This is a genomic window from Pseudomonas luteola NBRC 103146 (assembly GCF_002091675.1).
In the GTDB taxonomy this organism is placed as follows: Bacteria; Pseudomonadota; Gammaproteobacteria; order Pseudomonadales; family Pseudomonadaceae; genus Chryseomonas; species Chryseomonas luteola.
In genome coordinates this window covers 72,825-79,084 of record NZ_BDAE01000021.1, presented here as the reverse complement: position 1 = coordinate 79,084, position 6,260 = coordinate 72,825, and the positions used below count along the sequence as shown (strand labels likewise).

Below are 6,260 nucleotides of genomic sequence, written 5' to 3'. Positions count from 1 at the left end.
CCCACCTGAACACTCTCGGCAACCTGGTAAACGGACTTGGCCAAATCAACCGCTATGCGTTTCATCGCACCTCTCCCAGCGAACAGTCACCACTGTGTTATAGAAGAAATGTGGTGCAGGGAGAGTCCATTACAGCCTCCAAGCCGACGCCGCTTCGCGGCGCGGCTTAATTCAGGTGTTAGACGTAATAGTAAGGAGTGTTATTGGTTTGAAAGTTTCAGATGTGGTTCATGATTTCGGTAATAGTAAAATGCATTCCTGTGGTGGGATTTGCCGGGTGCGAACCTATGTGGGAAGCGAAGGCCTTGTCGTGCTTTTGACTGATTTGGGTAATCTCAATGATGGGCAATCAGTCACGAATGCCGTAGAAAAAATAATAGACTCGGTTATTAGAAAAGGGCTGGTGACTCAAAGTGCCACTTTTATTGAACATTACGAAAGAGACCTAGCTGAGCTCGATACATTTGATGTGGTAACGCTGAGCCCAACTACCCAGTGGAAGTCTATAAAAAGAGAAAGGGTAGTCGAGCTGATTGCCGGTGATGAAAAAGATGAAAAAGAGCTTTCTGAAAGAAGTGTAGAGAACAGGTCTGTCTATGAGCAGGCTGACAAGATTAGATACCAGAGAGATCCTTTCAGGGGATCCATGTACATTGAAAGTCCGGACGTAATTGCTCGTAAATTTGAGATAATGGAGTCAATGATTGCAAAGGATTCCATCTCAGAACTAATAGAATTTGGCGCTAATGAGCAAGAAATCCAAAGGCTGATTAAAAAAGATCTTTCCCTTATTGCCGAAGCTTATGTGGGCGATGGAGAGTACATATGTTTTTCGGAATACCCATTAGCTGACGGTGCTGTGGATTTTGTGATCTTTTCAGGCAGGTCGCGTATGGATATTACCTTAGTTGAAGTAAAAGGTGCGGAATTCAAACTAGTTAACTCGAACCATTATGCCTCGTTTAATCACAAAGTTCGTGACGCTGCCGAACAGATTCAAAAAAGGCTTGGAGTGGTTTATCGGAATTATGAATCATTTCGTAAAGACGCCCATGAAAGAAGGCTTAAAGTCCTATCCGGTGATTTGATTCACAACGCATTTGTTGGGCCGAACTCTTGCAAAGGAGTTGATCCTGAAAAGGATGTAAATATTCGCACTGTTGTAATTGGGGGTAGAACGGTAAATGACTTAGAAGAGAGTAAAAAGAGGCATGATTATGAAACAACCTCCACTCCACCTGTTCGCATTGAATCATGGGACACTTGGCTTCGAAGGTTGAAGCGCTGAGAAAAAAACCTAACAAGGTGCTGCAGCGGACCGCTTTTCCAGCGCGGTGCGCCTCCAAATCGGCCGCTGAGCCCAGGCGTTAGGAGACAATATGACTGACACATCTAATAATCCTCTGTGTCTCGTATTTATCCCCGCACTTGTTACTGTTCTCTATGCGGCGGAGCAGCAAAAAGGTGCTCCTCTTACTGAGCACGAAATCAACGATATTCGCGATAAGTCTACTTACATGACCGTCCCATTCAGCCTGGCTTTAGAACAAGGGAAGAAAAGAGGTTATGCAGACATCGTTGCGGAAAATTGCTGGGAAGAAAGGCAATCTGTGCGTGTGCAACTGTAGCGAAAGCCCCTAACCATGCGCTCAAACCGCTCACCTCATTCGCTGGAACGGCGTTCCGCCGCCCCTTAGCTTAATCGTTAGGTATATGGAAGAAAAATTTTCGCTCTACCTTATAGAGCCTGGCTCAAGGCCACCGTTTTCAGCTGTCGCTCATTATTTGTGGGGTAAGGAAGATTTTGACTCTGATGGTAATAGTCGACACCCTAACGATGACCAATGGACGGAGCTTACAGTCATACGTCGCCCTACAAATAGCGAACGTCTTGATATAGACCCAGTTTCAGAAAATCCGTTGGTACTAAAAATTTCGTCTACGTCTTCTTCACTTGCCCGCAAAGGCGCGCAGTTTCTAGTAGCGAACAGTGGTGGCACCATATGTGCCGAGTGGCCACGTACCTAACTAGCGGTTCAAATCGCTCGCTTCGCTCACTGAGGCGGGCTAAAGCCTGCTTCTTAGATTAATCGTTAGGCAATTATGTATCGTATCCCAGAAGACTTAGACCTCTCAGGAATGGTTGGAGAATTCACCACGCAGATACTGGTTGGTCAGTTCGATATGCAATTTAGCTTTGGGAAATACCATTTTGCAGTTCAATCAAACATAACTCTTGTCAGAAACGGTGAGGTTATTGGTGTCTGGCAAGAAGGTGTCTGGCCTCCATCTCAATTTTTTGAAATCATGAATGTCAGCGTAGTGAGATGCCAAATTCCGGATGACAGAACAATCGCTATCTACCTAGACAACGACATTGAGATACACCTGAAAGACAATTCAGATGAATTCGAGAGCATGCAGATCTCAATTGATGGCGAGCTAGGGCCATGGACTATCTGAAAGGCCTAAAGTTGATTGAAGTCTTTCGCTTCGCTTGCTGGGACTGGCTAAAGCCCGCCCCTTAACAAATGTGCACTTAGGAGATTTTGAGTGATTGAGAGAGCAACCATTCACTTCATGTGCGGAAAAATGGGCGCTGGTAAGTCCACTTTCGCCAAATCGCTCGCAGAGTCCTCAGGTGCGGTTCTCCTATCAGAAGACGATCTGCTGCGTGGCCTCTATCCCGGCGAGATCACCGATCTAGGTAGCTACATGACGCTGTCTGGCCGCATCAAGAACGCCTTGGCTGGCCATATCTGTGCGCTGCTACGTCAGGGTATGTCTGTTGTCTTGGACTTTCCCGGTAATACTGTGAATCAGCGGGCCTGGTTCCGGGAACTCATTGAAAGCTCAGGTGCCCACCATCAACTGCACTACCTTGATGTATCGGACGAGACATGCAGACGGCAGCTTAGGGAACGCCGGTCCATTAATGGCGGTGACCCGCTGTAAGATGACGCCACGTTTAATGCCCTACTGGCCTACTTCGCGCCGCCAACACCGGAGGAGCAGTTCAACGTGGTTCGGCTTGGGGCGAGCTAAAACCCGCTTCTTAACCTAACGTCAAATGCAGGTCACATGGACCCGACTGATCTGGATGACAAAATCGCAAAAGGCAGAATTGATCTTTGGCTACCCCAGAACAAGTCGCGTTTATCGCCAATGAATGACAAAAATTCCAAACAATGCATCGCTGGAAGTAAAAGAAGCTGAACCACTCTGATATTGTTCGTTTAGAAACTAATTGACCCATGAAGAATATACTATTTATCTGTAGCCGTAATCAGTGGCGAAGTCCTACAGCTGAAACAGTCTGGCGTAAACATCCAGGCATCAGTGTTCGGTCTGCAGGTACAAGCCCAAATGCTCGAAAAACGGTAGGTCCTGCGGATATACGCTGGGCGGATATCATTATTGTGATGGAGCAGAAGCATAAGAGCAGGTTAGTGGCGGATTTTACTCGTCTATTGGAGCATAAGCCTATTCACGTGCTGGAAATTCCAGACGAGTACAAATATATGGATCCAGAGCTCGTAGATATCCTGAAAGAGTCTGTTGGCAGTTGTCTCTCTATCTAATAAAGGGTTCAGATCATTTGCTCCTGCTTACTAGGGCTTGGCTAAAGCCTAAACTTGCCCAAAAATTGTAAGGCTTGCATGAAGCTAACAGAGCTAGAAGAAGGCCAGCTTCTTGGGATTGAATTAGAGGCTGGCGAGTTGTTTGTACAATTTACGGTACTTACTCCGGATAATGAAAGAGTGGCTGTCTTTTCTCATAATCGGGATACCTCAAAGATAAAGATTCGGTTTTACGCATTGTCTTTAAGGACAGGACTTAACACAGTGGATGGTTTCGCCACTTTTGGGGAAATAGAGTCAGTTTCATGCTTTAAAAGTCGCTATACTCTCGAAGGAGATTTTGGTGCAATTACAGTATTTGCAGATACAACCTTTATCCAACCAGCCCCTTTCTGAATGGGCGACGGGGCCTGCTAAAGCCTGCCGGTTATGTCTCAATCAGACAGCGTAAATGTCGCTCAAATCGCACAAGAATTTTGAGCTACCGCATCACATGATCCTTGCGCATAGCAGGCCAGGCGGCAGTTAGCCTGAGATTACAGCTCAATGGCTGGCTGCGCTTGAGACACTCGAAGCCATTTAGGCCATGAAAGTACACTTATATCTGAATGTGTTAGTAACCTTTATTGTTCATCATCAAAGATTGCCTCGATAGGTAAGGCAAAAATCCGTGCTATCTGAAAGGCCAGTGGCAGGCTAGGGTCGTAGCGGCCGTTTTCAATGGCGTTGATGGTTTGTCGGGAAACGTCGAGCTGCGAGGCGAGATCGGCCTGGGACCAGTTACGTTCAGCGCGCAGCTCCTTGAGTCTGTTTTTCATCGGTAACGTAGCGTCGCTATTCTCAGCCCTATCATCCACATGAGTCCCATGATTGGCCACACCATGTGCCAGCTGATATGGGGAAAACCTACGTTTTCAAGAAACCCATAACTGAAGGTCAGCAGGGCGGAAGCCGCAAAGGCAAAGCCGAGCGCTTCAAGTTGGATGCGCAGGTGCATCTCATCAAGGCGGCGAAGCTGCCGGACGATCGCCCAACACATCAACCCGGCCGGGGCGATAGGCAATAACGAAACCACTGTCTGTACTGCCAGACTAGCGCCTTCAAGATGCCGCAGCAGGATCAGGGATGCGACCAGAACGGTACTATAAAGAAGAAGTGCAGCGCCTAACTCATAGTGATACCGGGACATGTAATGCTCCTGGATGTAAAGTCTCCTTTCCATCATTGACCATCTTATGAGATATGTAAAGCGAGCTTTACATAAATAACCGGATTTTGATTGGCCCAGCTACAAGGACCTTGTGGGAAGATACATTAAGAGGGCGAAGAGCCTGATCGCGTTGACATTCAAGGCAGAAAAATAAGGGGCTACGAACTATTGTCCGGTATCGCAAGGCGAAAGCACGTAGAACTGAAGCAAAACGGCCAGACAAATGTCTGGCCGTTTGGGTGGCTGTATCGCTTGAATATTGCTTTGGTAGAGAAGTAATAGACTTGGATATCAAAGCGTTTCGGATTCTTTGATATGAGCAATCGGGCCTAGCAGGCTAGGATCGAATTCGGCCAGTACTTGTGCGTTCTCCACCTTTTGCGGCCAGTCGGGATTGGCCAGCGCACCGCGTCCAATGGCAATCAGATCGGCACCGTCTTCCAGCGCCTGTACTGCCCGCTCCGGATCATGCAATTTGCCGTTGGCAATGACTGTAACATTGGGGGCATAGCGGCGTGCCAGTGCTACAAGGCTGGGCCCTTCGCCAAAGGCAGGCTGCCATGCTTCGTGCTCGGTCACGTGGATGAAGTCGATACCCGCTTCGGCCAGCGTACCAAATACAATTTCTGCTCCGGCTTCGCCTTCTTTCCATTTGTGCTCGAAGTCGTTCACCTTGCCTTGGGATATGCGGATTCCCACGGGCACGTTAGCCCCGACTGCGGAGCGAACCGCTTTATACACTTCAAGGCTCAGCGAAAGTCGTTGGCGAATATCGCCACCCCAACGATCATCACGCGTGTTGGTGTAATCGGTAAAGAACTGGTCGAGCAGGTAGCCATTGGCGCCATGAATCTCGATGCCATCGAATCCCGCAACCTCCACCGCCCGCTTGGCGGCCTGGGCAAAGCTGCTGATGACATCAGCGATGTCTGCTTCGGTCATTGCTTTTGGCAGGGGATAAGGGCCTTGACCACGGTAGAACGTCATCTGCTGGCCCTTGGGTTGGAGGGCAGAGGGGGCGAGGGTGTCGTTGCGAAAACGATTGCCCTGAGTCAGTGCGCCGGCATGCATGAGCTGTGCAAAAACCTTGCTGCCCTGGACATGCAGGGTATTCACAAGAGGTTTCCAGGCCTGGGCTTGCTCGTTATCGCTCATCCCAGGCTGATACGCATAACCCTGGGCGTAAGCCTGATCGGTATACAAGCCTTCCGTGATGATCAACCCAAACCCACCACGTGCAAAGCGCTCGTAGTAACGATTCATGGTGTCGTTCGGCGTCCCGTCCTCATTGGCACTGACACGTGTCATGGGCGCCACGGCGAGGCGGTTGTTTAACGATACGCCGGTTATGTCGAAATGGGTGAAAAGCGTCTTGACCATGAGATGATGTCTCCAAAGGCTTTAATGCAAAGAGAAGTTTGCCAAGCCTTTATCGATAGGCTTGAAGAGGGATCGTGTGGTTACGATAG

8 protein-coding genes are annotated in these 6,260 nt (G+C 48.6%); 5 read left to right on the top strand and 3 right to left on the bottom strand.

Going from position 1 to position 6,260, the window contains the following annotated elements:
- Positions 1–208: 208 nt before the first annotated feature.
- The 5 genes from PLU01S_RS19640 (at position 209) to PLU01S_RS19615 (ending at position 3,977) form a co-directional block, all read left to right on the top strand.
- The gene (locus PLU01S_RS19640; RefSeq protein WP_074829199.1) at positions 209–1,288 is read left to right on the top strand and encodes a Shedu immune nuclease family protein; all 1,080 of its coding nucleotides are present in this window, start codon (positions 209–211) and stop codon (positions 1,286–1,288) included.
- 91 nt (positions 1,289–1,379) lie between these two features.
- A complete protein-coding gene (locus tag PLU01S_RS19635; protein ID WP_074829201.1) occupies positions 1,380–1,628 on the top strand; it encodes a hypothetical protein in 249 nt (82 codons plus the stop codon).
- A 475-nt stretch (positions 1,629–2,103) separates the two neighbouring features.
- Positions 2,104–2,463 carry a hypothetical protein gene (locus PLU01S_RS19630; protein ID WP_074829226.1) on the top strand — a complete coding sequence of 120 codons (360 nt, stop codon included), beginning with the start codon at positions 2,104–2,106 and terminating at the stop codon, positions 2,461–2,463.
- 90 nt (positions 2,464–2,553) lie between these two features.
- Positions 2,554–2,955 (top strand): P-loop nucleotide/nucleoside kinase family protein, encoded by a 402-nt coding sequence (locus PLU01S_RS19625; protein WP_216822627.1) that lies wholly within the window; start codon positions 2,554–2,556, stop codon positions 2,953–2,955.
- Positions 2,956–3,659: 704 nt separating this feature from the next.
- Positions 3,660–3,977, top strand: a complete 318-nt coding sequence (locus PLU01S_RS19615; protein ID WP_074829231.1) for a hypothetical protein — start codon at positions 3,660–3,662, stop codon at positions 3,975–3,977.
- A gap of 227 nt (positions 3,978–4,204) precedes the next feature.
- Here the strand turns inward: PLU01S_RS19615 and PLU01S_RS19610 are convergent, their stop codons facing one another.
- From PLU01S_RS19610 to PLU01S_RS19600, 3 genes are all read right to left on the bottom strand, one after another.
- Positions 4,205–4,399 carry a helix-turn-helix transcriptional regulator gene (locus PLU01S_RS19610; RefSeq protein ID WP_074829234.1) on the bottom strand — a complete coding sequence of 65 codons (195 nt, stop codon included), beginning with the start codon at positions 4,397–4,399 and terminating at the stop codon, positions 4,205–4,207.
- Complete coding sequence (locus PLU01S_RS19605) at positions 4,396–4,770, bottom strand: hypothetical protein (protein WP_074829237.1); 375 nt, start codon at positions 4,768–4,770, stop codon at positions 4,396–4,398. The genes PLU01S_RS19610 and PLU01S_RS19605 overlap by 4 nt, the downstream gene beginning before the upstream one ends.
- A gap of 312 nt (positions 4,771–5,082) precedes the next feature.
- Complete coding sequence (locus tag PLU01S_RS19600; protein ID WP_074829241.1) at positions 5,083–6,171, bottom strand: NADH:flavin oxidoreductase; 1,089 nt, start codon at positions 6,169–6,171, stop codon at positions 5,083–5,085.
- Positions 6,172–6,260: the final 89 nt, after the last annotated feature.